The 26,551-nt window shown below is 43.3% G+C and carries 33 protein-coding genes; 7 read left to right on the forward strand and 26 right to left on the reverse strand.

Annotated elements, in window-relative coordinates:
- The 3 genes from RIN81_RS15050 to RIN81_RS15060 form a co-directional block, all read right to left on the reverse strand.
- Positions 1-154, reverse strand: a 154-nt coding sequence (locus tag RIN81_RS15050) for a helix-turn-helix domain-containing protein (RefSeq protein ID WP_309091627.1), incomplete at its 3' end; no start/stop codon positions are given.
- A gap of 131 nt (positions 155-285) precedes the next feature.
- Positions 286-2,847 carry a vitamin B12-dependent ribonucleotide reductase gene (locus tag RIN81_RS15055; protein ID WP_309091555.1) on the reverse strand — a complete coding sequence of 854 codons (2,562 nt, stop codon included), beginning with the start codon at positions 2,845-2,847 and terminating at the stop codon, positions 286-288.
- Between the two features lie 196 nt (positions 2,848-3,043).
- Positions 3,044-3,880 carry a lipoate--protein ligase family protein gene (locus RIN81_RS15060; protein ID WP_309091557.1) on the reverse strand — a complete coding sequence of 279 codons (837 nt, stop codon included), beginning with the start codon at positions 3,878-3,880 and terminating at the stop codon, positions 3,044-3,046.
- 218 nt (positions 3,881-4,098) lie between these two features.
- On the opposite strand from RIN81_RS15060, the gene RIN81_RS15065 reads away from it, so the two are divergent.
- The 3 genes from RIN81_RS15065 to RIN81_RS15075 all read left to right on the forward strand — a co-directional run bounded on the left by RIN81_RS15065 (position 4,099) and on the right by RIN81_RS15075 (position 6,889).
- Positions 4,099-4,419, forward strand: coding sequence for a rhodanese-like domain-containing protein (locus RIN81_RS15065; protein ID WP_309091630.1), 321 nt, complete (start codon positions 4,099-4,101; stop codon positions 4,417-4,419).
- A gap of 112 nt (positions 4,420-4,531) precedes the next feature.
- The gene (locus RIN81_RS15070; protein ID WP_309091559.1) at positions 4,532-6,112 is read left to right on the forward strand and encodes a DEAD/DEAH box helicase; all 1,581 of its coding nucleotides are present in this window, start codon (positions 4,532-4,534) and stop codon (positions 6,110-6,112) included.
- A 9-nt stretch (positions 6,113-6,121) separates the two neighbouring features.
- The gene (locus RIN81_RS15075; RefSeq protein WP_309091561.1) at positions 6,122-6,889 is read left to right on the forward strand and encodes a YqhG family protein; all 768 of its coding nucleotides are present in this window, start codon (positions 6,122-6,124) and stop codon (positions 6,887-6,889) included.
- Here the strand turns inward: RIN81_RS15075 and RIN81_RS15080 are convergent, their stop codons facing one another.
- From RIN81_RS15080 to RIN81_RS15125, 10 genes are all read right to left on the reverse strand, one after another.
- Positions 6,890-7,234, reverse strand: coding sequence for a hypothetical protein (locus RIN81_RS15080; protein WP_309091563.1), 345 nt, complete (start codon positions 7,232-7,234; stop codon positions 6,890-6,892).
- Between the two features lie 13 nt (positions 7,235-7,247).
- Complete coding sequence (gene comGF, locus RIN81_RS15085) at positions 7,248-7,688, reverse strand: competence type IV pilus minor pilin ComGF (protein WP_309091565.1); 441 nt, start codon at positions 7,686-7,688, stop codon at positions 7,248-7,250.
- Positions 7,672-7,962 (reverse strand): hypothetical protein, encoded by a 291-nt coding sequence (locus RIN81_RS15090; protein ID WP_309091567.1) that lies wholly within the window; start codon positions 7,960-7,962, stop codon positions 7,672-7,674. The genes comGF and RIN81_RS15090 overlap by 17 nt, the downstream gene beginning before the upstream one ends.
- Before the next feature lie 7 nt (positions 7,963-7,969).
- Positions 7,970-8,437, reverse strand: coding sequence for a competence type IV pilus minor pilin ComGD (gene comGD / locus RIN81_RS15095; RefSeq protein ID WP_309091569.1), 468 nt, complete (start codon positions 8,435-8,437; stop codon positions 7,970-7,972).
- Entirely contained in the window at positions 8,403-8,723 is a 321-nt protein-coding gene (gene comGC / locus RIN81_RS15100) for a competence type IV pilus major pilin ComGC (RefSeq protein WP_309091571.1), read from the reverse strand. The genes comGD and comGC overlap by 35 nt, the downstream gene beginning before the upstream one ends.
- Before the next feature lie 17 nt (positions 8,724-8,740).
- Positions 8,741-9,808, reverse strand: a complete 1,068-nt coding sequence (gene comGB, locus RIN81_RS15105) for a competence type IV pilus assembly protein ComGB (RefSeq protein ID WP_309091573.1) — start codon at positions 9,806-9,808, stop codon at positions 8,741-8,743.
- Positions 9,735-10,814, reverse strand: coding sequence for a competence type IV pilus ATPase ComGA (comGA, locus tag RIN81_RS15110; protein ID WP_375164559.1), 1,080 nt, complete (start codon positions 10,812-10,814; stop codon positions 9,735-9,737). Before comGA ends, comGB begins: the two co-directional genes overlap by 74 nt.
- 125 nt (positions 10,815-10,939) lie before the next feature.
- On the reverse strand, positions 10,940-11,185 hold the full coding sequence (locus tag RIN81_RS15115; RefSeq protein ID WP_242233465.1) for a DUF2626 domain-containing protein: 246 nt from the start codon (positions 11,183-11,185) through the stop codon (positions 10,940-10,942).
- Between the two features lie 87 nt (positions 11,186-11,272).
- A complete protein-coding gene (locus RIN81_RS15120) occupies positions 11,273-11,533 on the reverse strand; it encodes a helix-turn-helix domain-containing protein (RefSeq protein WP_309091578.1) in 261 nt (86 codons plus the stop codon).
- Between the two features lie 13 nt (positions 11,534-11,546).
- Entirely contained in the window at positions 11,547-11,813 is a 267-nt protein-coding gene (locus RIN81_RS15125) for a helix-turn-helix domain-containing protein (protein WP_309091580.1), read from the reverse strand.
- Positions 11,814-11,987: 174 nt separating this feature from the next.
- Here RIN81_RS15125 and RIN81_RS15130 point away from each other — a divergent pair, with 174 nt between their 5' ends.
- On the forward strand, positions 11,988-12,368 hold the full coding sequence (locus tag RIN81_RS15130) for a Spx/MgsR family RNA polymerase-binding regulatory protein (RefSeq protein WP_309091582.1): 381 nt from the start codon (positions 11,988-11,990) through the stop codon (positions 12,366-12,368).
- A gap of 37 nt (positions 12,369-12,405) precedes the next feature.
- On the opposite strand, the gene RIN81_RS15135 is transcribed toward RIN81_RS15130, so the two are convergent.
- The gene (locus RIN81_RS15135) at positions 12,406-13,035 is read right to left on the reverse strand and encodes an MBL fold metallo-hydrolase (protein WP_251271031.1); all 630 of its coding nucleotides are present in this window, start codon (positions 13,033-13,035) and stop codon (positions 12,406-12,408) included.
- 169 nt (positions 13,036-13,204) lie between these two features.
- Here RIN81_RS15135 and RIN81_RS15140 point away from each other — a divergent pair, with 169 nt between their 5' ends.
- On the forward strand, positions 13,205-13,381 hold the full coding sequence (locus RIN81_RS15140; protein WP_242233461.1) for a DUF2759 domain-containing protein: 177 nt from the start codon (positions 13,205-13,207) through the stop codon (positions 13,379-13,381).
- A 31-nt stretch (positions 13,382-13,412) separates the two neighbouring features.
- Here the strand turns inward: RIN81_RS15140 and RIN81_RS15145 are convergent, their stop codons facing one another.
- From RIN81_RS15145 to RIN81_RS15185, 9 genes are all read right to left on the reverse strand, one after another.
- The gene (locus RIN81_RS15145) at positions 13,413-15,281 is read right to left on the reverse strand and encodes an LTA synthase family protein (protein WP_309091585.1); all 1,869 of its coding nucleotides are present in this window, start codon (positions 15,279-15,281) and stop codon (positions 13,413-13,415) included.
- A 229-nt stretch (positions 15,282-15,510) separates the two neighbouring features.
- Complete coding sequence (locus tag RIN81_RS15150; protein WP_309091587.1) at positions 15,511-16,440, reverse strand: ROK family glucokinase; 930 nt, start codon at positions 16,438-16,440, stop codon at positions 15,511-15,513.
- A 1-nt stretch (position 16,441) separates the two neighbouring features.
- The gene (locus RIN81_RS15155) at positions 16,442-16,657 is read right to left on the reverse strand and encodes a YqgQ family protein (RefSeq protein ID WP_309091589.1); all 216 of its coding nucleotides are present in this window, start codon (positions 16,655-16,657) and stop codon (positions 16,442-16,444) included.
- Between the two features lie 16 nt (positions 16,658-16,673).
- A complete protein-coding gene (locus RIN81_RS15160; RefSeq protein WP_309091591.1) occupies positions 16,674-18,218 on the reverse strand; it encodes a rhomboid family intramembrane serine protease in 1,545 nt (514 codons plus the stop codon).
- A 54-nt stretch (positions 18,219-18,272) separates the two neighbouring features.
- Positions 18,273-18,836 (reverse strand): 5-formyltetrahydrofolate cyclo-ligase, encoded by a 564-nt coding sequence (locus RIN81_RS15165; protein ID WP_309091593.1) that lies wholly within the window; start codon positions 18,834-18,836, stop codon positions 18,273-18,275.
- A gap of 43 nt (positions 18,837-18,879) precedes the next feature.
- The gene (gene rpmG, locus RIN81_RS15170) at positions 18,880-19,029 is read right to left on the reverse strand and encodes a 50S ribosomal protein L33 (protein WP_045850975.1); all 150 of its coding nucleotides are present in this window, start codon (positions 19,027-19,029) and stop codon (positions 18,880-18,882) included.
- Between the two features lie 51 nt (positions 19,030-19,080).
- Positions 19,081-19,944 (reverse strand): nucleotidyltransferase family protein, encoded by an 864-nt coding sequence (locus tag RIN81_RS15175; RefSeq protein ID WP_242233455.1) that lies wholly within the window; start codon positions 19,942-19,944, stop codon positions 19,081-19,083.
- Positions 19,941-22,208, reverse strand: a complete 2,268-nt coding sequence (locus tag RIN81_RS15180; RefSeq protein WP_309091596.1) for a glycosyltransferase — start codon at positions 22,206-22,208, stop codon at positions 19,941-19,943. Before RIN81_RS15180 ends, RIN81_RS15175 begins: the two co-directional genes overlap by 4 nt.
- A 30-nt stretch (positions 22,209-22,238) precedes the next feature.
- Complete coding sequence (locus tag RIN81_RS15185; RefSeq protein WP_309091598.1) at positions 22,239-22,805, reverse strand: DUF4912 domain-containing protein; 567 nt, start codon at positions 22,803-22,805, stop codon at positions 22,239-22,241.
- Positions 22,806-22,959: 154 nt separating this feature from the next.
- On the opposite strand from RIN81_RS15185, the gene RIN81_RS15190 reads away from it, so the two are divergent.
- Positions 22,960-23,328 carry a helix-turn-helix domain-containing protein gene (locus tag RIN81_RS15190; RefSeq protein ID WP_309091600.1) on the forward strand — a complete coding sequence of 123 codons (369 nt, stop codon included), beginning with the start codon at positions 22,960-22,962 and terminating at the stop codon, positions 23,326-23,328.
- On the forward strand, positions 23,325-23,756 hold the full coding sequence (locus RIN81_RS15195; protein ID WP_309091602.1) for an endolytic transglycosylase MltG: 432 nt from the start codon (positions 23,325-23,327) through the stop codon (positions 23,754-23,756). Before RIN81_RS15190 ends, RIN81_RS15195 begins: the two co-directional genes overlap by 4 nt.
- 45 nt (positions 23,757-23,801) lie before the next feature.
- Here the strand turns inward: RIN81_RS15195 and pstB are convergent, their stop codons facing one another.
- The 3 genes from pstB to pstC are packed head-to-tail and all read right to left on the reverse strand — an operon-like array spanning position 23,802 to position 26,484.
- Positions 23,802-24,611 (reverse strand): phosphate ABC transporter ATP-binding protein PstB, encoded by an 810-nt coding sequence (gene pstB, locus RIN81_RS15200; RefSeq protein ID WP_251271041.1) that lies wholly within the window; start codon positions 24,609-24,611, stop codon positions 23,802-23,804.
- Positions 24,612-24,655: 44 nt separating this feature from the next.
- Positions 24,656-25,540: a phosphate ABC transporter permease PstA gene (pstA, locus tag RIN81_RS15205; RefSeq protein WP_242233449.1), complete on the reverse strand. Its 885-nt coding sequence runs from the start codon at positions 25,538-25,540 to the stop codon at positions 24,656-24,658.
- The gene (gene pstC, locus RIN81_RS15210) at positions 25,540-26,484 is read right to left on the reverse strand and encodes a phosphate ABC transporter permease subunit PstC (protein WP_251271042.1); all 945 of its coding nucleotides are present in this window, start codon (positions 26,482-26,484) and stop codon (positions 25,540-25,542) included. The genes pstA and pstC overlap by 1 nt, the downstream gene beginning before the upstream one ends.
- Between the last annotated feature and the right edge of the window lie 67 nt (positions 26,485-26,551).

Raw genomic sequence — 26,551 nt, forward strand, 5'->3', positions numbered from 1 at the left:
GTTCGCCTGCTTTGTACCATTTCACCCATGTTTTAAGCTGCGTCCTGTTTTGGATATTTAATTCCTTCAAGACTTCTTTGACAGGCACCCCAGCTAATCTCATTTTTACAGCCTTCATTTTTACTTCTGATGGATAACTGATTCTTGTACCCATAGAAAAAACACCTCCAAGTTGGCTTTTTAGGTACTTACATACCCGTTTTTCAACTTAAAGGTGTTTTTATTTGTCTCACCCTATGGGGTCAGTCCCTTATTCAAGGGCGGCTTTTTGAAGGCCTTCTTTTCTTATAATCCACATTTCAGCTGGGCGCCACAGTTCGTACATGTATTGCAGCCGCCGAGCTCTTCTACTGTTCCTTTGCGGCAGACCGGGCAAGTATTGCCGACTTCACTGCCAATTGTCACATTGGTTGAACGAAGATCCTGAATCGTATCAATTAAAACAACGTGGTTTTCATGTTGCTTCGGTTCTGTTTTCTCTTCTTCATCCCACGTGTTTTCTTCTGCTTTCAGCGTAAGCACTTGGGAATCACGGCTTCCGTCTACATAAACCGTGCCGCCTTTTGCCCCGCCTTTGTAAAGACGCTCATATACGCTTTCTACCTGCTCAACTGTATAGCCGCGCGGCGCGTTTACGGTTTTGGAGATAGAGCTGTCAATCCACCGTTGAATCACACACTGAACATCTGCATGCGCTTCTGGTGCCAGGCTCATCGCTGTTACAAAGTAATCCGGCAATTGATCCGGATCTGCTTCCGGATTGCGCTCCAGATAATCTTTTACAATATCCGCTTTGACCTCAATAAATTTACCAAGACGTCCGCTGCGGTAGTACGTAAAGGAGAAATATGGCTCCAATCCCGTTGATACACCCACCATCGTTCCAGTAGAACCCGTTGGTGCCACAGTTAACAAATGTGAATTGCGAATACCGTTTTGAAGAATAGCTTCCCGTACATGATCCGGCATTTTTTTCATGTAGCCTGTATGAATAAATGCTTCACGAAGACGATTAGTTTCATCTTGTGTTTCTCCTTCAAGGAATGGGAAACTGCCTTTTTCTTTTGCCAGCTCTACAGACGTCTCGTACGCTGTTACAGCAATCGCTTCGAACACCTGGTCAACAAGGGCATTTCCTTCTGGAGAACCATATTCTTTTTCGCAATAAATAAGCAGGTCTGCCAGTCCCATTACACCAAGGCCGACCCGTCGTTCACCGAGCGCCTGTTTTTTGTTTTCCTCAAGGAAATACGGCGTTGCATCGATAACGTTATCCTGCATACGGACACCTGTGCGAACCGTTTGTTTTAATTTATCAAAGTTCACCGCTTTCGAATCCTTGTCCGCCATTTCAGCAAGGTTAACGGCTGCTAAGTTGCAGACTGAAAATGGTGCAAGGGGCTGCTCACCACATGGATTTGTTGCAACAACCTGCTGGCCATATGCTTTTGCATTGGTCATTTCATTGGCATTGTCGATAAAGAAAATGCCTGGTTCTGCTGAATAGGTCGCACATACATTAATTAAGTTCCATAGCTCACGCGCTTTAATTTTGCGGTACGTGCGAACTTTATATCCCTCGCGCTCCCATTCACGGACATCGCCGACTTTGTGCCAATTTTCGTTGTAATATGCCATTTCTTCTTTGTTGTACGTTTCTACAGCCGGAAAACGAAGCTCATAATCCGCATCTTTTTCCACTGCATCCATAAATTCATTCGTCAGGCAGATCGAAATATTGGCACCTGTTAAAAACTCAGCGTTATGAACGCTGTATGTTCCGCCGGTGCGAAGTTTCTCTTCCGCTTCTTTGATAATTTCAGGACTGAAGCCGCCATAGCCTGGGATGTTTTTGTAATTCACCACACCCTGGTACATTTGCTCTTCGCGTTCAGTCAGCGGCTTAAAGTTTAATTTATCCTTTGCCGCTTTTTGGATTTGCTCGTCTTCTGTATTTTCAAGAAGGTAGCGCAAAATACGCGGGTTTTGCATTTTTGAAATAATAAATTCTACAATATCCGGGTGCCAGTCTGCCAGCATAATCATTTGAGCACCTCTGCGCGATCCGCCCTGCTCAACAAGATGTGTCAGCTTGGCAATATCGTCAAGCCACGAGACTGACCCAGATGACTTACCGTTTACGCCGCGGGCAAGGGTATTGCGCGGACGAAGAGTGGAGCCATTCGTTCCGACACCGCCGCCGCGGCTCATAATTTCCATTACCTGCTTACGATGCTCGGATATGCCTTCACGTGAATCAGCTACAAATGGCATCACATAACAGTTAAAATACGTCACGTCTGTGTCTGCCCCCGCTCCGTATAACACACGGCCCGCCGGAATAAAGTTTAAGCTTACAAGTTCGTTATAAAATTTATCGAACCATTCTTTTTTCTTTTCATCTGTTTTTTCAACAGATGAAAGCCCTGCTGCATTGCGTTTAGCAATCTGCTCGTAAAAAACTTCAAGCGGTTTTTCAATCACATCAAGACTGCGGTGAATAATACCTGTTTCTGCTTCTTTTGGATCATCGATCGCACTGCGGTATTCTTCATCAATCAAAATCGATGCTCTTTTCGCTTCTCGGTCGAGCGATACGACAAAGCCTGTCCCACGAGCTGGGAATTTAGGATCTTCTTTAATTGTTAAAACAACAAAGTCGCCTTCAGACAGGGTAATTTTTTCAGTATCTTTAAATGAATATCGGTCAATCATAACCAGGCGGGAAACGCCTTTGTGTATAATGTTCATTTCCGGCGTGATCGGGAAAACCTGCGGGAAAATGCTGATGTCCTTGTTTAACTGGTCGACGTTCAGTGACATAACCTTAGCGGACGTAGCAGACATGGAAACAACTCCTTTTATATTCTGTTGAAAAAAAGCGAAAACAAACACAATATATTGTGTTTGTTTTCAATTTTATATCCTATATATTGATTTAGATCTTGCGGTTTGTCAAGTGCCCGCCCTTCTGCTCATCCTCTGGCAGGCCTTGAAATCCAAGAGAAAAAAGCATAAAAAAATAATTTTGTCGAACCTCTTTTTATCTACGAAAATTCCAATCCGGATTTTCATACCGATCTCTTTGAATTGTTTCAATTTGACGTTTTTGGTCATCTGTTAAAACGAGCGGTTCAAGGTCAATATTGAGCCCTTCTTCAAAACCTTGTTTGAACGCAACACGTGCTTCATCAAGCGTTACCGGTTCAGCCCGCAGCGCATTAATTGCAACTGCTTTGTTTCCAAACGCCTTCTTCATCCGCTCTTTTACCCGGTCGTTTGGATAGTGAAACAAGCTGAACAGCTTGTCTTCATCCAAATCAAGCAGGATAGAGCCGTGCTGCAGGATTACCCCTTTTTGCCGGGTCTGCGCGCTTCCCGCCACTTTTCTTCCTTCAACGACAAGCTCATACCAGCTTGGCGCATCAAAACAAACGCTTGAACGCGGATTTTTTAAACTTGCTTTTTCCTCCTCTGTCCGCGGGACAGCAAACTCTGCAGCAAGTCCAAGCTTACGGAATCCTTGAAGCACGCCTTCAGAAATGACCCGGTATGCTTCTGTTACACCTGTCGGCATGTCTGGATGCTCTTCACTCACAATCACGCTGTACGTTAACTCATGCTCATGAAGCACGCCTCTTCCGCCAGTCGGACGGCGTACGAAGCCAAGCCCATAATTTCGGACAGCGTCAAAATCCACTTCTTTTTCCGCTTTTTGAAAATATCCAATGGACAGCGCCGCCGGCTCCCAGCCATAAAAGCGGACGATAGGCGGGATCAAGCCCTTGCTGTGCCAATCAAGCAGCGCCTCATCCACAGCCATATTATAAGCTGCGTTTTGATTTCCAGTATCAAGAAAAACCCATGTTTCTTTTGACATCATATACGCCTTCTTTTCTTAGTAAATTTCCTCACTCAGTCTATCAAATTGACCCTGAAATTCAAAGGCGAACACGCTTCTTTTTTTAAAGAGAATTTTCTTTTCTTCTTATAACCATATCGATATAATAAAGAGAGCAGTTTATTCGAAAGGGGAACACAACGTTGCTTTATTCTATTGCCGCGGTACTCGGTGCCATTATTTTGTACGCGATCTTTATGTACTTTTCCCAAAAGCGTGCAGTAAAACCGCTTAGTCAGGAAGAATTTGTAAAAGGATACCGGAAAGCGCAGCTGGTTGATGTGCGCGAACCGAATGAATACAATGGCGGCCACATTTTAGGAGCCCGGAACATTCCTGTTACGCAAATGAAGCAGCGAATGAAAGAAATTCGCCCGGACAAGCCTGTTTATTTGTATTGCCAGAGCGGCCTTCGCAGCGGCCGTGCTGCACAAATGCTATACAGAAAAGGATACCGTGACATTTACCATCTGCAAGGCGGATTTAAAAAATGGACCGGAAAAATTAAAACAAAATAAAAACAGCCCTGTTTAAACAGGGCTGTTTTTGTTTGTCCGCTTGTGTATGTTCTCCCCTTTTTACGGGCAGGCTAGGGACAGCTCATGAAATCGAAAGGAGACTTCGAGATAAATGAAGCCTGCTATTATGTATGATGATACTTGGGCAGATGCACTCGAGCAAAACTTAAAAACCGCTTCAACACCCGGCGGCTGGGCACTTTTTAATTTAACAGCCGAGATGAAAAAGCAAATATTACCTTCCCGCTTTGATGGGTTGCTGGCGCCTGATTTTCTGCCGCATATGCAGTTTCTTCCCCACCAGCTGAAAACGGCCCAAACCGTAATGGAAGAAATGAGCGGAACCGCTATTTTAGCAGATGAAGTGGGTCTCGGAAAAACCATTGAAGCCGGACTTATTTTAAAAGAATATATGCTGCGGGGCCTTGCTTCCCGCATCCTTATATTAGCACCCGCTTCCCTGGTCAGCCAGTGGGCCAAAGAACTGCGTGAAAAATTCCAAATCTTCGCGCTCGTCCAGCGGAAAAATCCTGACTGGTCTTGGAACGGCGTTCAGATTGCATCGATTGATTCGGCCAAACAGCCGAAGTTTGCCGATGCATTTGCGGATACGTTATATGACATGATTATCATCGATGAAGCACATCGATTGAAAAATCCTGCTACAAAAAATCACCAGTTTGTCAGCCGCTTAAATAAAACATACTGCCTGCTGCTGACAGCGACACCGGTTCAGAACAACGCAGATGAATTGTTTCACTTGGTTTCCCTTTTAAGACCCGGGCTTTTTGGCAGCAATGGGTTCTTCCAGTCTCAATTTAAAGATGGAAAGCGCTCCGTTCAAAACCATGATGCTTTTCACGCCCTGCTCAGGCAGGTCATGATCCGCAATACCCGGACAGATGTGGAAAGTGAGCCTATAAAACGCTTTATTCAAACTATCCGGATCGACCCGTCAAAAGAAGAAAAAGCGTTTTATGACTCGCTGGCCGAATGCCTGCCAAGCTCCATTACACTTCTGACGCTGCAGCGGGAAGCATGCAGCAGCAAGTATGCGGCCCTGGCGACTCTGCAAAAGCAAGAAGGGTTTGACAAAACAAAAGTTGCTGCGCTCGCTCAAGCTGTTGACCGAAATTCCAAAGCTGAAAAAGCATTAGAAATTGTGAATAGCCTGGAAAATGAAAAGGTGCTTATTTTTACTCAGTATCGGGCAACACAGGAATATTTAGAGCTGTTTTTTCGTTATCATCAAATTCCGGCTGTTTCTTTCCAAGGAAAGTTCAAAAAAGGAAAAAAAGATTGGATGATTGAACTTTTCAAAGGTCCAGCGCGGGTGCTGATTGCTACGGAAGCGGGCAGTGAAGGATTGAATCTTCAATTTTGCCGCCATGTTATCAATTTTGACCTTCCATGGAACCCGATGAAACTCGAACAGCGAATTGGACGTGTGCATCGTTACGGCCAGACTGAGAACGTCCACATTTATCATCTTGCCTATAAACAATCAGTGGAAGACCGCATGCTGTCTTTGCTTTACGAAAAGATCGCTCTTTTTCAAACGGCTATCGGAAAGCTGGATAATATTCTGGATCAAAACTGGATTGAAGAACACTTGCATGATACATTCCACTCATCCAAAAGTGTTAGAGAGTGGGAAATAAAAATGCAAAACCTTGCAGCTGCATTGGAGTGAACAATATTGATGTCTTTTCTTCGTTCCTTTTTTACTGCCTGTGAATGTCCTATTCTTGAAGAATCTGAACACTCGTTAAAGGTTCAGTTAACCGAAGAAGCAGATCGTTCCCTGATGAACCGCCCTTTTTATTGGCATTACAAAGACCGGCTCGGCCAGGCAGGCGACCCGATGAGCGTCACCTTTTTCACAAAAGACCCTGGCCGGCCGCTCAAACACCAGGAAGAATATATTACATTCGGGTCCCCCCGTTTTCATCAGCTTCTTTCCTATGCTCAAAAAAAAGCATCGTTTGTCAAATTATATGAAACAACAAACGGATCGGGAACCATTCAGCTTGATCCTTGGCTGTTTGTTCATTTTCACCTTTCCTATGAAGCAAACAGCAAAAAAGAAAAGCTTGTTCCGCTTGCTCTTCATTTAATCAACGGAGCTTTTTCGGATCAATTTTTGGAACGAGCAGTCTCTCTGTCTCTTAGCCACTCGATCAGTCCTTACCATTATGTGCTCTCGCCTCTTATTACACCCGCAAGCGGCTTGAACCGGCTAAAGCAAAAATTATGGAGAGACTTGATGGAAGAAGAGCATGGCTGGGCTCAAACGGCTCTTAAAAAACAAAAAGCAGAGCTTAAGCTTCTTCAGTCTTTTTTTGATCAGGAGGAAGAGGACAATACGCATTATGAACGGGAAAAAGCAGCCATTATGCGCCGTTTTGAACCAGTGATCCGTGTTTCCGTTTTGAATGGCGGGCTTTTCTATCTGGCTCAGCCAAAATAATCAATGGTATTCAACCCGGCTAAGAAACGATTCCAAGCGGGGATCGTATACATAAGTGGCACGGAAAAAACCGTCAGTATGAGTTGTTGTGATTCGAATCTGCCAGTTTTGTTCGGCTATTTCCTTTACGGCAGCACTCGTTATGCCCAGATTTGTTTTTGTCTCAAAAGAGACAGGCTCTGACTGGGTTAAAACGCGCCGCAGCGCCATCAGCTCAGCCACACGAAGCTCATAATAGTTTGTTAAATGATCCGCTGTTTTCCATTTGGTCACGGCAGCGTCTGCAGCTGACACAGACGCTGCCATAATCAGTACCAATATGAGCAAAACATGCGGAAAAATCATTCCCTGCTGACGTTTAATGTACTTTCTTATAGAAAGGATACATGACCGCTCCTTCCTGTTCACCATTTGAAAATGTAACATGTATGTACATTTTCCCTCCTTTTTCTGAAAACGAAGCCGTTTTTACATCTTGCAGCATCACTTCATGTCCTTGCCCGTTGATCTGCCTTCTAATTTTGTTGCGATATTGACTAACCGTGACTAGCATGTCACCAGAAGCTGCTCCTTGGTACGCGAGTCTTGTCCCAGACACATGCCAATTCGAAGATCCCTGCATTTCATTGCGCAGCTGAATGATAAAAAGCTCCCATTCCGTGTTTTTCTCGGCTTTTCCAGCTTCCACAGCCCGATAAGCGCCATCATACAGCAGTGGAACCGAAGCAGCACACGCACAAAAGACCATTAATGCAATAAGAGATTCAATGAGTGTAAATCCGTTACTGCTCCTCCACACATCTCTTTTTCCCTTGAATGAATACACACGCTTTCGCCCTTCCTCCTTCTTCTTCCCAAACCAATTTTCCCCTGGCGGCTGGCCCATCCAATTCATAAGAAAAGGAAGCATCCAAAAAAATTCGGGATTCAGCTTCCTCATATAGCTTTCTCATTCCTTCCTGCTGCTCCCAGCGCCAGGAGGTGCCCTCCATTAGTTTTAAACTAAAAGGCAGCAAAACACCTGCCGCTATAAAAAGAGCGGTTAAAGCCAGCAGACTTTCCGCTAATGTCATCCCTCTTTCATTCCTCCGAAAAATAAAAACGTCCCCTTCCAATTAAAAAAATCAGCTTGGTGGTTTTTTCATTTGTTGTAAAATAAAACGTGCCGAATCGGCTGATCGTACCCGTTTTTAAAAAAGTAATCGTATCTAACCCCCTCTCATCAAATATGAAACGCTCGGGGATCTTACGCTTGATAATCGTTTTTCTCGGTATTTCAAACGTGTAGATGTGATAATACCGGTCTTTATTTTCAAAAAAGTCTACAACAATATTTGCGTTTTTCGAAACAGCATATGCCTGGGCTGCAAACAGATCCCTTTCTACCTGGTGAAAAAACTGACGATTGCGCACGTCTTCCGCAATCGTCCGAAGCGGAATAAGGGCTGCTCCGAAGCAGACAGTAAAAACCGTCAGCACAATCATCATTTCCAGAAGTGTAAAGCCTTCTTCTTTATGACCCACCGGCTGACACAATTCCTTCCGCATCGATCGTAACAGCCCCTCCACCCGGGCAGGTCGTTTCATCATCTCTTAAGTACCCATCTGTAACGAGTGTACTGACAGAGGAAGGCAGTGATCCATTATCAATCCGGTACGCCTGTACCTGCCCCTGCACCATATGAACAAACGCGTCACAGCCTTTTGCATTGATATTTTTACTTTGCTTTGCCACATTTGGAATGGCAATGAAAAGCAAAACGGTAATCACCAATAAGACGATCATCATTTCTATCAGTGTAAATGCTCGTTCATTCTTCCAGAATCGCTTCATTCTTTTTTCCTCCTTTTTTAAACCGAGCCAATCATCTCAAACATCGGCAGCATCACCGACAGATAAACAGCCATAACAACCGTGCCAATCATTAAAAAAACGGCCGGCTGAATAATGCTTGTTGCTTTTTTTATTTTGTTTTCAATCAGCTGGTCACAGAATGATGCGTAAAGAAGCAGCTCTTCTCCCATTCTGCCATTTGCCCCTCCATGGCTGATCAAAGCAGGCAGCTTTCGGTCAAACCAAGTGATATTCGCAATGGCTTCTTTCAAAGAAGTACCGGACATAAGCTGGCTGTTTATTTTTTTTGAGGCTTCATGAAGCATGGGATAAATCGTTTGTTCTTCAAATACATGGAGAAGCTCGTTTACCGAAAATCCACTGCTTAACAGTTGAGCAGATTCCCTGGCAAAAAGACGGGTAAAATAAAGCTGAAATAGGGTTTTCATATACGGAATTTTTATGATCATATCCGCTCTTTTTTGGGGAGAAAGAAGTTTATAGCGGGTATACAAAAGAAGAAGCAGACCAGTCAGAACAGGGGCTGTAATTAAGACGGCCGGGGGTGCCCATTGAAGAAAAAAAAGCAGGAGCAGGATCATCCCTTTTGGTTCATATCCCATTGAAGCGTGAAGATCCCGAAACTGAGGAAGAACGAAAGTATTTAAGACGGCGAGCAATACGATAAGCAAAGCCAGCAGGAAGATCGGATATTGCAGTAGCCGTACAAGCGTTTCTTTCGCCTGTTCAGTCTTGCTCCACTGTGTTCCTGCATACACGAGCGTTTCTTGAACATTTCCGTGCTGTTCAGCAAAGAAAATCTGCAGGCAGATAAGGGAAGGAACATGAAGCACCGGCAGAATTTCGTGAAGCGGAACGCCCTCCCGCAGCTGCTTTTGAATCAAGTTTGTTTGCCGTTTATTTATATCCGGTATGTTCATCAACAGAAATTCTACCGCTTCTCCAATGGAAAAACCTTTTATCATCATTTCCCCGAGCCTTGTAATAAAATCAGCTCCATTTTTCGCTGAAGTCCGTTTCGCTAAAACACCAGCGAGCCCATTCCTCGCGTGTGATAAACCCATATGCTATCCCCTTTCGCAGCTCATCCTGCAGCTTTTTATAAACAGATACCGGCTGATGTGATGATTTGTTCCCCAGTGTAGAAAACAGCGCTTTTCCCAATAGTAATTCACAAACGATCGCCTGCTTTGTTTTTTGCTTACATTCTTCATTGCAGACCGCACCGCAGTCCGGACAGCAGATACGGACAAGCCGCTGTGCGGTAATGCCGACCAGTGTCTGTATCATTTCATGCTGAGTAATACCAAGCTCTTTTAACCTGCCGATAACGCCCGCAGCATCGCGAGCGTGAATAGTCGAAAGAACCAAGTGTCCCGTAAGGGCACTTTTCACAGCGGCTCGTGCAGTTTCTTCATCACGTATTTCACCGACCATAATTACGTCAGGATCGTGGCGTAAAATGGCTTTTAAGCCCGTTGCATATGTAATGCCGGCTTTTTCATTTACTTGAATTTGTACGAAAGCATCCTGCTGTTTTTCAACGGGATCCTCGAGTGTAATGACATGTTTGTTTAAATGGGAGGCACAATGCTGAATCATAGAGTAAAGTGTAGTGGATTTTCCGCTCCCGGTTGGACCGCTAAGCAGAACGAGGCCGTTTGAATGGTTTAATAGCGAGGTTAACTTGACCGCTGTGTAGGGAAACAGCGTTAATTGGGAAAGAGATGGAACATGTTCCTGTGGCAAAAGGCGGATCACGAGGCTTTCTTTGTGGGGTACAGCGGGAAGCGTGGAAACACGCAGCGATAGGGGAAATTGATCAACCGTCTGGCGAAAGGAGCCGCTTTGAGGCTTTCGTTTTTCACCGATATCCATCGAAGCCGTAAATTTCAAATAAGCAATCAGCCGTTCGCCCTCCCGTATGGAAAAGGTTTCACTTTTTATCAGCTGGCCGCCGACACGAATTTTAAGCAAATAACCGTTTTGTTTTGGCATTAAATGAAGGTCGGTGGCCTGCATTTGAACAGCTTCTTTTAAGATTTGCTCCATTTTTTGCTCAACCTGCAAATTATCACCCTCTCTCCCTTTGAGCATACAACAATGTGCCAGGTTAGACATGTTTTTTTGAAAATATTTACAAAACTTTAACAAAAAAACCTTTAAAGCTTTCCGCTTTAAAGGCTTTGCTTGTTTTAATGCCCTCCGCTTCCCGGCGTCATCATAAAGGTTGACCAATAAGTAAAGGCGGCAAAAAAAACGGTTAAATAAGCACCAAACACATAAATATACATTCGTTCCGAAAGACGCAAATAGCCGAGTAATAAGAAAAATCCAGTTTGGCCAAGAAAAATTAAAGCCGTAATATTCATATGGCCCAAGTAAAACATTAAAGAAAAAATACCGGTCCAAAATGCCATAACGCGAAACATCCGATCCATTATGTATCCCTCCCTTTTTTTAAAGCTTGGTCCATTAATACCACTATTATAAAGGATAAGAGACAAAAATGTAAGCGTTTCTTTTATTCAGTTTACTGCAACCGACTGATAGATCCATTCCTTGCATCCATTAAGCATCGTAGAATGCTGGCTTAAAACAGCAGGCCCAAATAGGGTGTCCATAACTCCTTGTAAAAACGCTTTATGAATCCGGCATGTTGCTGCAGCTTTTTCCTGAAGCAATTCTTTGAATGGACAGTTATAAATAGCAAATTGAACAACGAGCCCCTTTTCTGTTTCTTCCGCATGTGCTGTATAACCAATTCTTGCAGTCAACGTTTTAAGCAATTGAGGACGTTCTTTATTTCGAAGGGAGGAAACAGTCCCCTTCGTTTCTGCTTCTACAGAAAGCCGGCCGGCTGCCTTTTCCTGTTTTCTGCAGACAAGAACCAATTAATTTGACATCTTCAAGCTTTGTTAAGTGAAGGCGTGCCACATTCGGATGAATGCCAAATTGAGCGGCTATATCCTGTACTGTCAAGTCTCTATGTTCTTTTAAAATATATTCATAAATGGAATAACGTGTGGCATCAGCAAGTGCGCCTGTTACTTTTAAAACAGAATTCATTTTATCCCCTCGTCATTTTTTAATTATTATAAGCAACAATTTTATGGTGAAAAATGATAAAAGTCATACCTATAGGCGTATTACGAAATTGGACACAATTAAAACGGCAATAACTGTACAATAATTGTACAAGTATTGTATAGTATATTTAAGAATAAAAAAGGAGGAGTATTTATGTCTGCTGTTACCTTTTATACATATCCAAGCTGTACATCATGCCGAAAAACAAAAAAATGGCTGTCTGCCCATTCAGTTGATGTTCAGGAACGCCACCTTTTCCGTGAAACTCCTACACGCCAGGAGCTGCTAAATCTTCTATCCATGACTTCAGAAGGTCTTGATGAACTGCTTGCCACCCGAAGCAGAACGTTTAAATCGTTAAATGTAAGCGTCGATGAGATGCCCCTTTCAGCCGTTATCGATTTGATTATCGAAGAGCCTAAATTGCTGCGGCGTCCGATTTTAACGGACGGAGAATCGCTTGTGGTTGGATATAATCTTGAAAAGCTAAGAAGCCTGACGAAAAAAAAGCAGGTTATGAAATATACCGGATAAAAAAACAGAGAACACCGTAATGGCGTTCTCTGTTTTTTTAAAAACCATTTAAAAAAGGATTGCTGTCCATTTCCGTGATCACGGATGTTGCCGGGCCATGTCCCGGGAGCACAATCGTTTCCTCAGGCAGTGACATAATTTTTTCATGAATGCTCGTAAGAAGTGTCTGGTGATCGCCGCCAGCAAGGTCTGTACGCCCGATGCTCCCCATAAAAAGAGTATCACCGGCAAACAAAGCGCCGCCTTCTTCAAAATAATAAGATACGCTGCCCGGTGAATGGCCCGGTGTATGCAGCAGTTTGAATGTAAACAGATCAATCGTTAAATCTTCTTCATTACGGATCAAAACATCAGCCGGCGGTGCCGTAATGCTTCCCATGCCAAAGCGGCTTGATCCATTCAAATCGGCATTTTCAAGCCACTCTGCTTCTTTTTCATGCAGATAAACCGGCATGTTAAAAGCTTCTTTCAGCGGGCGAACAGCCCCAATATGGTCAAAATGAGCATGGGTCAGCAAAACAGCAAGCGGATCAAGCTTGTTTTCCTTCAGCCAGCTTACAAGCTGATCCCCTTCTGAACCCGGGTCAAAAACAATACATTTTGACTCATGAGAAAGTATGTAGCAATTTGTTTGCAGAGGACCAAGCGGCAATTGCGTCCAATCCATATCATCTCCACCTTTTTCTTTATTCACTTGATATCGTAACAGGAAACCGCAGCTGTTAAAAGAATTATCCGCTTTCATCTCGACAAATACGGAAAAACCTTATACAATAGGGGTGTGTTTTACGCTTACATGGGTTTTTATGGATTTTTATATAAGGAGGCCTGGAAAAATGAACGGGTTAACAATTATTTTTGCCCTTATTGCCCTTCTTGCCGTTTTCAGTACCATCAGCGCTGTGAAAAACAAAAATCTGCTCGGCATCGTTTTTAGTCTAGGTACAGCTGGTGTAATCGGCTGGTTTACCATCATGACAGTTTTGCATCATGGCTATCCAGCTGCCCATTAAAAAAGCCCCTGATAAAAATCAGGGACTTTTTTTATTCTTTTCTTGCAGCATCTGGATCATAAAAACGAAGCAGGTCCCCGTAAATAACCCGATCTGAATAATTTAATTCAGCAGCTGCTTTTTCAATATAAGGCGCACAGTAGGAAGCATCCGTTTGCTCGCCCGTCTTTTTATCCCAGCATATGTCGCCGGCATACACATAATTCTCTGTCACAAAACGGCCGTCACGGAATGCGGCAAAGCTTTCATGTTCGCTGGAAAGTAAATCTTGTCCAAACTGAATATCTCCTTTTGTATCAATGCCAAGAAGATGAAGCAGTGTTGGCCGCACATCCACCTGTCCGCCGACCGTATCAATTTCCTGGCCTTTAACGCCTGGAATGTGAATCATAAACGGTACTTTTTGAAGCTCGGCTGATACGTATGGCGTCACTTCTTTACCTAAATATTGAGACATGGCTTCATTATGATTCTCTGAAATGCCATAATGATCTCCATACAAAACAATCACAGAGTTTTCATAAAGGCCTGCTTTTTTCAAATCTTCCACAAATGTTTTTAATGCTTCGTCCGTGTAACGAACGGTAACAAAATAACGATTTAATGTGCCGCTTGATGAATTAAATTCATCAATCATCTGGTCTTCTTTATCGTAGTAGAACGGATGATGATTGGTCAGCGTGATCATTTTTGAATAAAACGGCTGCGGCATGGTTTTCATCAGCTCGGCCGATTGTTCAAAAAACGGAATATCTTTCATTCCCCAGTTTACACTGTTGTCTTCATTCACCTTATAATCATTTACATTGTAAAAACGTTCATATCCAATCGAATCATACATAATGTCCCGGTTCCAGAAACTTTTATTGTTCGCATGCATCGCATTTGAAAAATAGCCATTTTCCTCAAGCTTTTCAGCCATTGAGTTAAATTGGTTGCCAGAGTGAGTAAAAAATACGGCACCGCGGCTCAGCGGGTACAGTGCATTTTCTGTTAAAAATTCCGCATCAGACGTTTTCCCCTGCCCGGTTTGGTGGTAGAAGTTAGTGAAGTTTAAACTCTCTTTTGCAAAATCATTCAGAAATGGCGTAATTTCCTGGCCGTTTACGGTATTGTTTAAAACAAAAGCCTGTGTTGACTCAACGGACACCATAATCAGGTTTTTTCCTTTGGCAGCGCCAAACAGCTCTGCATTTGGTTCGGCATAATTGGCGTCAGCATAGTTTTCAATTTCAGTTAATTCGCTGCCATCTGCCAGTGCACGCTGGGCAGATGATTTGGATTGAAGAAAAATGTCATAAAGGTGATAGTTGAACGTTCCGATGTTTTTCACAAGCATTTCACGGTCGAAAGTCCTTGTTAAAAGCTGCGGACGCTCCACTTCTGCTAGTCCAAGGTTCAAAAACATAAGCGCAGCAGCTGATAAAAAATAAGCGCGGCGGTTCATTTTTGACATTGGGCGAAACTTCACAAATGACGGTTTGAACTTAAGCAGGAGGAATAAAAGAATGACATCGGCGAAATATAAAATATCCGCTACACTAAATTCTTCTGTAACACTGTTACCCAAATCAGCAAAGTTGCTTGTTTGAAATAAAAGAGGCAGCGTAATAAAGTCATTAAAAAAGCGATAAAACACAACGTTCGCATAAAGCAGAAAACTTAAGAAAAAGCTCATGCCCAGCAAATAACGATTGCGTGCTTTGTCGCTTTTGAAGAAAAAGCCAATTCCCATTGCCAGCATAATAAAGCTCAGCGGGTTAATCAGCAAAATAAATTCCTGCAGTGAGTTTTCAATATCCATGTTAAAGCTTGTTTTATAGACGATATATGTTTTCATCCATAAGAACAAAACGGTTACAGCAATAAGAGAAATGTTGCTGCGTATTGTTCTTTTCATCTTTCAGCCTCCTCGTTACTTCTATAAAAGTGATCGGGGAATTGCATACACTTTAACTCAGTGTAAATTGTCTTTCACAATCTTAATACTTTTTTTACAAAAAATCAATCAGAACGAAAAAGCAACGCTTTATAATAGTTCCGCGACAATTCCGCCCCTTATTCATACGCATACGTTTAAAAAAAGTTTCATAAAATAAAAAACAGTCCCAGCGGAACTGTTTTTTATTTTATGAAACTGACATTACTTTTGCTAAGTAAGCTGCACCGATCACACCGGCATCGTTGCCAAGCTGTGCTTTTTGAAGTGCAAGCACATCCATCGCCCGTGGGAATGTGAACTCTCTTACGTATTTTTCCAAAGGCTGCATAAGAGCGGCACCTGCTTCTGAAACGCCGCCGCCAATTACAATCTTAGCTGGGTTCAAGGTGTTAGCAATGTTTCCAACCGCAAGACCTAAATAAAAAGCACAGCGGTCAACCGCATATTGCGCTGCCACATCTCCTGCCGCAGCTTGTTCGAATACTGTGCGTGCATCAGGCGCGTCTTTGCCTTGTTGTTTGTACAAATTAACAACTCCCGTTGCAGAAGCTACTGTTTCAAGACAGCCGTGCTTGCCGCAGTTACAAGGGAATCCATTTTCTGTTACAACCGTAATGTGGCCGATTTCTCCCGCCGCTCCATTTACCCCTGTAATAATCATTCCCTTTGACACAACGCCGCCGCCGACACCTGTGCCAAGTGTAATGCAAACTACGTCGCCTGCGCCTCCTCCTGCACCTTTCCACATTTCGCCAAGTGCAGCACAGTTTGCATCGTTTTCAATAAAAACAGGCAATTCAATCGCTTCTTCTAGAAGCTGTTTTAAAGGGTATCCATTCGGCCAGCCGATATTTACCGCACCAGAAATCGTCCCCAATACTGGGTCGGCAGGACCCGGTGCCCCCACTCCTGCTGCGAGCACATCGGCAGTCGTTAATCCATCTGCTTCTAATTCTTTATAAAAAGAACGAGCAATATCTGCTACTATTCTACTTCCTTTGTCCGTACGGTCGGTTGGAATCGACCATTTTCGTATGATTTCTCCCTCTGTTGTTAAAAAAGCTAATTTAACCGTTGTGCCGCCAATATCAAAAGCAGCGAGCCGTTTCTCTGCCATGTCATTTCCCCTGTTCTTTTTCTTTTTCTTTTTCAATTGCAATATGCTGTCGTAATATAAGCAGCGCCATTTGATATTCTCTTGGCTCTATCAGCTGAGACTGATACAGTTCTTTCAGTTCCAGCTCCATTAATTGTAAATCTGCTACACGATTGCCGATATAAACGAAAACACCGTATCTTTTCAGCAGCTGCTGTACATCAAAAATCGTTTCCATCTTTTCACCCTGCTTTTCACTCATTATTCAGCTTGCGAACTAAATCTTCATATGCTTGCTCATTAGGAGCGTATGCTGCGGCTTGTTCGGCTGCCTGCAGCGCTTCTTCTTGCCGTCCCTGGCTAGAATAAATAAGCGCCAGATTATAATGTGCTTCAGGAAAATTACTTCTTAACCGGACGGCTTGCTTAAAATGAGAGGCAGCCTCCTCCAAGCGCCCGTCCCCTGCTTCAATTACACCCAAATAAAAATACGTTTCGGCAGAAGGCTGGCCGCCTTTTTGAATAAAGTTCGACAAGATCTGTTCAGCTTCCTGCTTATTTCCGTCCTGAAGCTTGTCTGCGGCCTGAATATTCACAGACCGCGCGTCAAGAGCGGCATACCCGTGCTGGAACCCAAAGAATAAACCGACTGCCACAAATGTCGAAGCTGCTGCCAAAAACAACAGCTGCTGCAGAATACGCCGCTTTTTCGGAAAATGAACAATGCCCGTTGCTAAAAAACCGCCGACAAGTCCGCCAATGTGTCCGGCATTGTCAATTCCGGGAACTGTAAATCCAAAGGCCAGGTTGATGCCAATCACAACAAGGACATTCATGCCCATCGTCCGAAAAAACAACTTTGGCTTGGTTACCCCGAAATAAAGAAGGGCACCGAACAGCCCAAAAATAGCTCCACTCGCTCCTGCTGACAAATTAGGAGTCAGCAAAAAGCTGAGCAGGCTCCCTGTAAAGCCGGAAAACAAATAAATCCACAAAAATCTCAGCCGGCCATAAATTTGTTCAACCGCTGTTCCTAAATAGTACAAAGCCATTGAATTCATTAAAAGATGCAGCAGTCCGATATGCAGAAAAACCGGTGTGATAAAACGCCACCATTCTCCCTCTAGAATAAGAGGATTGAATTTTGCGCCAAATTGTATAAGCACATCAGTCGCTGTGCTGCCTCCTGCGATCGTCATTAAAAAAAACATGATGACATTAACCGCGGTAAAAAAATACGTGAAAAAAGGCTTTCCGTAGTAAAAAAACCGATTTTCTTCTTCTTTTCGTTTTACTTCATGGGATAAAACAGCCCGCTCATAAGCAGCCGCTTCATCTTCAGCCCCTTCAAAGTCCCGCTGCTCCGGTACAGACTCCATAAACTGTTCCAGCTCTTGAAGCGGACCTCCCAGGTTTTCTTCAGTAAACAGCAGTACAGCTGTTTGTGTTTTTCCGCTTTGAACCGGTTTCATGAACTGCGAAAATTCGTCAACGGGCAGATGAGGAGACACCATTACATTGAGCATATTAAGCTTTCTCATCCCTCTTTGCTTTCGGAGGCGCTCACCGACCCAGGCCGTTTGTTCAATGTCACGTCCCAGAGAAGCTGCCCAGCCAAGATTTTGCTGAGAAAGTCTAATAATGGCCGCTTCTTTTACTGAACGATTTTCAAGCAGCATTTCTCTGCGATCCTGGCTCAGCCTTGTTAATGTATACTCCTGCTCTACGACAAAAAAATAAGCAAGACGCCAAAATATCAAATTTGTTTGCGTTGTCATTTCATCACTACTTTCGTCCATCCTGTTGATTCCACTATAACGGAACTCATTCAGACGGTAAAGAAAGAAGGACGTTTATGAGCAGAGGATTGTTTCACTATCCGTCAAAATTTTCTGAACAGGGATGTCATGCCCTTCAACAGGAATATCCGGCCGTAATTGAATGGAAAACGCTAATGAAATCGTTTGTCCTATGTATGAAGATAAAAAACGGTCGTAGTAGCCGCCGCCAAAGCCAACCCTGAACCCCTTCCGGTTAAAAAGCAGGCCGGGCACAAGCATTAATTCGATCTCATTCGCGTCAGTCAATGTTGTGTTTCGAGGAATCGGTTCATACAACCCCGCATACACCGTTTCAAGATCTTCAAACTTCTCCAATTGATAGAAATACATGGCTTTTGTATCCGGATGGCACTTTGGTACACAAATTTTTTTGCCGGCAAGCCAAGCAGACCGGATAATCTGCCAGGTGTCTACTTCAAAATCCGCTGAAATCGTAACCGCAATTTTGTTTGATTCCTGCCATTCCGGAAGCGCATACAATCTTCTGGCAATTTGAAAGCTTTTTTGCTCATACACGGGCCGGCTCATTGCAGCAAGCTGCTGTTTTATCCCATCCCTCAGTATCTTTTTATCCATTGGTTCCTCCTAAAAGAAAAAACAGCAGGAAGTCTCCTGCTGTTTACTTTGTTTCACGATGCACTGTTACTTTTTTCAATCGCGGGCTGTATTTTTTCAACTCGAGACGATCCGGGTTGTTACGTTTGTTTTTAGTTGTGATATAGTTACGGTCACCGCTCTCAGTGCAAGCTAATGTAATGTTTACACGCATGTTTTTCCCTCCAAACTTGTCTCGCTTATTTTCAAGTCGTTTGCGACTTTACTATAATAGCACCTTTTCATCAGAAATGCCAGCCTGTTTTTTCAACATTGTTGAATAACAATCGGACCGCTCTGCAAGTCCATCGTTTTCGTTCAGTATAGAAGCAGGAAATGTATTCGAAAGCGGGTAAACAGGCTGCAGACGGTTCGTAATTCCTGGTATTCCCCGCTTAAGCCGCTTCTCAGCCAGCTTGTATGCGGGATGGGTGCCAATGTCCTGCCAGTATGCATTCGTTTCATACACATAAACCGGCTCCTGATTGGCCAGAAGCATTGGAAATACATCCTGGGCGAAATCTGCTTTCCCATAAAGTGCGTAATCTTCAAACAAGGACGGTTCAACCAAATAAATTCCCGTGCTTACTTGATTCGTCCACAATTGCACGTTAGAAGGCTTTTCAAGAAAAGAAAGAAGCTTTCCGCTTTGATCTGTGAGGCAGACACCAAAATGCTCCGGGTGCTCTGCTCTCGCCGTAACAATGGTTACACGGGCTCCTTTTTCTTTGTGAAAATTATACGCCTGGCGAAGCGGTATATTGGTCAGTGCATCACCGCTTAAAACAGCGAGTGTTTCTTTAAATAACCCTTTGGAGGCAAATAAGCTTCCGGCAGTACCAAGAGGCTCGCACTCTTCTATATATTGAATATCAAGTCCATTTTGATGGCCGAAACCTGCATGCTGCTGAATAACTTCCTTTTTATAACAAACCGTCATGATCACGCGGTAAATTTTATTTCTTTTAAAAACATTTAAATTGTAATCTAAAAGAGGTTTACCCAACAATGGGACCATTGGCTTTGGTATGTGGTCAGTTATCGGGCGCAGCCTTTTTCCACGCCCCCCAGCAAGCAGAATACCTATCATGTACGAACTCCCTCCATTTTTTTGATGAAAACGGTCTGATCGTAGATCTTTTCTGTTTGTGCGCTGATGTGTGCCCAACTGTAAAGTTCTTTCGCCATTTCATGTCCATTCAAACCTAGTTCATTTGCATAACCGGGCTGATCCAAAACAGCCGCTATTTTCTCGGATAAGTCTTCGGCATTGCCTGGTTCGAACAAAAGCCCGGTTTGTTTATGTAAAACAAACGATTTTAACCCGCCTGTTGCAGCTGCGATTACAGGCTTTCGGAACGCCATGGCTTCCAGAGCCACAATACCGAACGGTTCGTACAGACTTGGAAATACAGCCGCTTTACAAGATTGAAACAAAGCCCTTCTTTCCTCGTCACTCACATAGCCGACAAAATGAATCGTATCCTCAAGTCCACGCTTTTTCACTTCTTCACGCCATGTTTCTAATAGAGGACCCTTACCCGCAATAATAAACTGAATATTTTCTTTTTTCAAGTTTTTTAAGTTCATTTCAAAGAATGTTTGAAAACCTTTCTCAAACACCATACGGCCGATTGAAAAAATAAAGGGCTCCATAGAGCGAAACCTTGTCAAGCCTGATACGCTTTCTTCAAATTCCACACCATTCGGCACCACGTATATATCTTTCCCTGATCCCTCATAGTAAACCCGTAATTCTTCCTTCATCGGCTGGCTGCACACAATAACCGTATCGGAAGCTTCAATGAGCTTTTTCTCTTTTGACGCAATCGCATGCTGCAGCTCATTATGCAGCCCATTATTCCGTCCATGCTCGGTGGCATGAATAGTAGAGATGAGCGGCAGCTGCTTTTGTTCGGCAAGCAGAATTGCCGCGTCTCCTGTCAGCCAGTCGTGGGTATGAATAAGAGCAATGTCGTGCTTATGCATCAGCTCCATCGCTTTTTGAAAAAGACACAGATTCAAATCGGAGGTTTGCTTTAAAAAATCCTGCTCTCCTTTATGAAGCGGGCCGGATCGATAAATGTGAACGCCATTGACACATTCATATTCTGCTGATTCATGGTGGGAAGATGTCAAAACAATCACTTCACGTCCAGACGCAACAAGTGCTTCTGCAAGTCCATGAACATGCCGTGCCATTCCCCCGACAATGTTTGGCGGATACTCCCATGAAAGCAGCAGGACAGCTCCTTCCATTCTTTCTACGCCGCCAACAAACTGTTTGGATTGAAGCGTTACTCCATAATGAAGACGCATGCGCTGGTGTGCATAATCGAGGTCCGGAAACTCTTTATGGGCTCCATCTAATAAATAGCGCAAGGAATCAATAGCGCTTTTTAATTCCTCTTTTAAGCCATGAACAGCCGCATAAATACAATAAGCCCATTCCAGATCTAAAACACCTGCCGCTTCTGAAATAGCGAGGGCATACTTTTCGTCCCACTCTTCTTTTAAATGAATAATAGGATCACAACGATGAAGTTCTTCCGCCGTAATCAATGTATGTCCTTCATTCAAGTTTTCATACACGAGTGGAAAATGAATCACACGCTTTGCAGAAGAACAATCAGACGAGGATACCTGCCTTTTTTGAATATCTTCCCAATGCCTGCAGGCGCCCTGCCCAGCTAAAGAAAAAAGCGTGACGCCTGTTGTTCCGCTTTCTGGATGATCCTTCCGATACGGAATCAGTTCAAGGCCGCGCGGAGACACCCACTGAACCCCTTCCTGTTCCTCTAAAGGAAAAGCATCATGCGGAAGAAATACGAACTTACAGCCTTCCTGCAAAAGAAGTTCGTCTATCCCAGGTGTATAAGCGCCACGCGGAAGCCATATGGATAAAGGCAGAGTGCCGAATAGTTCTTTCCATATAGCAGAAGTTCGTTTTAAGTCTTCCTTTGCTGCCCCTTTCAATGTATAAGCCGTCAAAGGAAACTGGCTGAGAGACACAGGCAGCAGCACAAGCTTTTGCTGTGTCATCAACTCTTTAAAAGCTTGAATAAAAGACCCGTTATGTGCGCGTAAAACCGCAGGCAGTACCCCGTCCGGTTGAAGCTTCATAAAAGAAGCGACAGCCATCTTTCCTCGAGCTCCATTCATCCAGCCCAATGTAAATAAATTCACAACGCCTGTAACCGGCTTTCCAGGCTCCGTACGGCTTGCTGCTTCAAGCAGGGTTCCATATGCCTTCATCAGTGTGATGATTTCCTCGCTGTCTGCTGTCGACCCAGCCAGAGCAAGAGGCCGAAAGGGATGATTAACCATCATAATATTTGAAAAAGAATATTTCATTTTCCCTTACCTCCTTCAGCTAGTATCGGTTTATTGCAAGCAATCTGGATGTTCGATCCAGGCTGGCTCGTTGAAAGAATGTTGATAAAACGCTTCCGCTTCTCCTGCTTTAAGTATATAGTCTGTACTGCGCTCGTATGAAGTATGAACCGGATGTGATTGCAGAATCGGCCAAAAAGAATAGTTTTTTGTTAAATAGCCGATTTCACAAAGGTAAGAACGATTGCTCTTTAACCCTTTTAGTATCCAGAAGCCATCCTCCTTGTTTACTTTTACACATGTCATGGAGTGAGCGTTCGTTCCATTAAAATAAATATCTGTTACGTCAAAAATACGAAGATCCAGTACATCAGGATTTAACGGAGTTTCACAATAGAAAGCCGCCCTTAATAAAAAAGGATCGAGATGCCACTTGCAATAAATTCGTTCTTTCGACAACAATACAGTATGAAGACTATTCTGTACGTCTCGCTTTGCTTTTTCTGTTAGTCTATACTGCCACTCTTGTTTTGCCTGCTGCTTTGGAATAGATAATGTTGCTGCAATTTGTTCCCAAGAGAAATTCTCATTTTTCAGCCTTACAATCTCCTCAATCAATATGTATCACCTCGATCCGGCAGTTTTCCTAATCAAAATATCATTATATCATTATGGTATCACGTTCAATAGCAGGCGGCAATTGCCCAACGCACCCCTTCCTGCGGATACGATGTGGTACAATATGGACAAAGAAAACGAAAGGAGATTTCTTATGAATGAACTAACCATCGGATTGGCCTGCGCCGGTGCCTTTTTTATTTTGCTGTCCTTTTTTCTGCCCGATAAACAGCGGCAGCTGGAAAAAGAAATTGAGGAATTATCCATGAAAATGTTGCAGGAGCACTATCAATTTAACAAAAAATTAAAAGTGCTTGAGGAAGAGCTGCTCATTGGAGAAACACCTGCTGTACATACCGAAAAGCCGGCTGCTGCTGTAAATAAGATTATTCAAAGCCAGGTGATTGCCCTTTATCAGCAAGGCACACCTATTGCCCAAATTGCTGCACAATCCTCTCTTTCAACCGAGCAGGTAAAGAGCATTTTGGATGAAAACATGCAGACGGAGAGTTCATCAATATGAGGAAACAGCCTATTCGCGCTTTTGGCTTCGGTCTTCTTGCGGCTTCAGCAGCCCTGTATATTTCTGATCAAACAGCGCCCGAGCGCCCTATTGAACTATCAGCACAACAGATGATTCAACGGCTGGAGGCAGAGAATTATGTCGTTCAAAAAAAAGAAAACGAACAGACAGAACAACAGCTTGATTCTGCCCAAAAAGAAACGACAGCCCCCAAAACGGCTGTTCAATCCGTTACAGTTGTAATTGAATCCGGCATGTCTTCTAATGAAATTGCGGCCAAATTAAAGGAATCCGGCATCATCCAGGACCAGACAGCTTTTAATCAATTTTTAATAGCCAATGGATACGCAGATAAGCTGCAAACAGGGTCGTTTGTTTTAAAGAAGGACATGACAGAAAAAGAAGTGGCTGATGCACTAACAAAATAAACAGCATAACAAAAAAGCCGGCGCTAAAGCGCCGGCTTTTCTTTTTTATCCGAAGCGTCCTGAAATATAATCGTCTGTACGACTATCTGCAGGATTGTTAAAAATGGTATCCGTAGAATCAAACTCCACAACTTCTCCGTTTAAGAAGAAAGCTGTTTTATCAGAGATACGGGCAGCTTGCTGCATATTGTGTGTCACGATAATGATCGAGTATTTTTCTTTTAGTTCTTGAATAAGTTCTTCTACTTTTAGAGTTGAAACCGGGTCTAATGCAGAAGTTGGCTCATCCATTAAAATGACATCCGGCTCAAGAGCCAGGCAGCGCGCAATGCAAAGACGCTGCTGCTGTCCACCTGACAAACCATAAGCAGGTTCGTGGATGCGGTCTTTTACTTCATCCCAAAGAGCTGCTCCACGCAAGCTCTTTTCCACTGTTTCAGTAATGATTTGCTTGTTTTTAATACCGTGAATTTTCAAGCCGAATGCAATATTTTCATAAATAGATTTCGGGAACGGATTTGGCTTTTGGAATACCATGCCGACACGTGTCCGCAATTCTTCTACAAGAAAATCTTTGCTGAAAATGTCCCGGTTGCGATATTCGATCTGCCCCGTTGTTTTTACACCTGGCACAAGATCGATCATGCGGTTTAATGTTTTAATGTATGTCGATTTTCCACAGCCTGATGGACCAATAATCGCTGTGACTTCCCGCTCTTTAATACCTAAATTGATGTTTTTAAGAGCATGGTGCTCTCCATACCATAGGTTTAAATTTTTAGTGTTATATACGAACAGTTCCTCGTTTTGAACAGACTGATTGTTTTTCGTTGTATTTACAGCAGTTAACGCCATTTTACATTCCCTCCAAGTTTTCAATCGCGATTTCCCAAGGTTTATTATCTTGCCTGATAGCGGTTGCGGATCCAAACTGCAACAGAATTCATTAAAATAAGCACGGCCAGCAGGATGATAATACCCGCAGCTGCAAGGTTATGGAAGTCAACTTGCGGACGGCTTGTCCAGTTGTAAATTTGCATTGGAAGTGCTGTAAATGAATCCAAGTAGCCAGATGGCAGAAACGCAACGAATGTTGGAATGCCGACAACAATAAGCGGAGCCGTTTCACCAATAGCACGTGAAAAAGCTAAGATGCTTCCTGTAGCAATACCCGGTATCGCATACGGAAGAACTACTCGGTAGATCGTCTGCCACTTTGTTGCACCAAGACCAAATGATGCTTCCTTAAGTTCCTTTGGAACAGCGCGTATCGCTTCCTGGGCTGCTACTATGACAACCGGAAGAACAAGCAGAGCCATTGTAAAGCCTGCAGCTAAAATACTATTTCCAAAGCCAAACACACGAACGAAAATAGTTAAGCCAAGAAGACCGAATACAACAGAAGGTACACCCGCTAAATTTGAAATATTCATTTGAATCCAGCGAGTTAACTTGTTTTTCTTTGCGTACTCTTCCAGGTAAATCGCTGTACCGACCCCCAAAATAGCGGCTGTAGGAATAACCACACTCATCATCCAAAGCGTACCAATAACAGCTGCTTTAATTCCCGCCTGCTCAGGACGGCGCGACGCGAAATTCTGGAAAAAGTCCCATGTTAAATAAGGAGCACCTTGTGAAATGATACGGTAAAGCAGCACAATTAAAATAATGGACGTAAAAATCGTTGCCGTCAAGAAAATTCCTTTGACGACTTTATTTTTTGCTAAGCGGCCATCAATACGGCTTACCATTTCTTCTGATTTAACCCGTGCAGTGTTTTCCATTAGTATTCCTCCCTGAAACGCTTCGAGATGAATTGAGCTAGTATATTCATCAGAAGGGTAAAAATAAACAATGTAAAGCCGACAGAATAAATACTGTAATAAATCGTCGTGCCAAATCCTGCATCACCAGTCGTAACTTGTACAATGTAGGATGTCATTGTTTGTAGGGATGTTGTTAAATCCAAGGAAGCAGATGGCGTTGATCCTGCTGCAATGGATACAATCATCGTTTCCCCGATAGCGCGGGAGACACCAAGCACAATCGATGCAAGAATACCGGAAAGAGCTGCCGGGAAAATAACTTTTGATGCGGTTTCCCATTTTGTTGACCCGAGTGCAAGCGCACCTTGGCGAACAGATTCTGGAACCGAAGAAAGAGCATCTTCAGACAGGGAAACAATTGTTGGAATAATCATGATTCCAACTACGATTCCCGGGCTGATCGCATTAAACATTTCAAGCGAAGGGAAAATACCGCGTAAAACCGGAGTAATAAATGTTAAGGCAAAAAATCCGTAAACAATCGTTGGAACACCTGCAAGCACTTCAAGAATTGGCTTCATAATTTTACGTGTGCGCGCACTTGCATATTCACTTAAATACAAAGCTACTGCAAGCCCGATGGGGATAGCAAATAATGAAGCAATTATTGTTATTTTTAATGTACCCAATACAAGCGGCCAAATACCGTAAACAGGATCTGTTCCTGAGAATGGATACCACTCTTTAGCTGTAAAAAATTCAACGATCGAAACATCACCGAAGAAAGTGATCGTTTCAAAAATCAGTGTTAAAACGATTCCGAGTGTGGTTAACACTGAAACGGCAGCCATAAGAAACAAAACCACCGGAATAATTTTTTCACTTCTGTTCAAAAAGCCGCTATTATATTTTTTTTCAAGCAGCTGTTGAACAGGACTGAGTTCTTTGTTTGTTGTTTTCAACCCAATCTTGCTCCTTTCAACCCATGTACACCAATAGAGGGCTCTGCCCTCTATTGGTGTATTTTTC

The organism is Domibacillus sp., assembly GCF_031181085.1.
Classification (GTDB): domain Bacteria; phylum Bacillota; class Bacilli; order Bacillales; family Domibacillaceae; genus Domibacillus.